This window comes from Mycobacterium angelicum (genome assembly GCF_002086155.1).
In the GTDB taxonomy this organism is placed as follows: domain Bacteria; phylum Actinomycetota; class Actinomycetes; order Mycobacteriales; family Mycobacteriaceae; genus Mycobacterium; species Mycobacterium angelicum.
Genome location: NZ_MVHE01000291.1, coordinates 1 through 484, shown reverse-complemented (window position 1 = coordinate 484; position 484 = coordinate 1). Strand labels below are relative to the sequence as shown.

General features: G+C 62.6%; 1 protein-coding gene. It reads left to right on the top strand.

Annotation, left to right across the window (positions count from 1 at the left end; translation table 11 throughout):
- Positions 1-472, top strand: a 472-nt coding sequence (locus BST12_RS29445; RefSeq protein WP_139802097.1) for an IS30 family transposase, incomplete at its 5' end; no start/stop codon positions are given.
- Positions 473-484 lie beyond the last annotated feature (12 nt).

Below are 484 nucleotides of genomic sequence, written 5' to 3'. Positions count from 1 at the left end.
GGAAGGCGATCTCATCGTCGGCAAGAACCAAGGCTCGGCCATCGGCACCCTCGTCGAGCGACAAACGCGCCTGATTCGGCTGATACACCTACCGGTCCGCGATGCCGACGCCCTCCGCGTCGCGATCACTGACACCATGAGCGACTTGCCGGCGACGCTGGTCCGGTCCATCACATGGGATCAGGGCATCGAAATGGCCCGGCACGTCGAGATCACCGCCGACCTCGGCGCGCCGGTCTACTTCTGCGACTCTCGCTCGCCGTGGCAGCGCGGGAGCAACGAAAATGCCAATGGTCTGCTCCGGCAATACTTCCCGAAAAGCACCCCCCTGAACGCCTACACCGCAGAGCATTTGCGCGCAGTCGAGTACGAGATCAATAACCGGCCCAGGAGTGTCCTCGGAAACCGAAGTCCCGCTGAGCTTTTCACTGCCCTGCTAACCTCACCAGACCATCAGCCGTTGCGACGATGACTGGAACCCGCC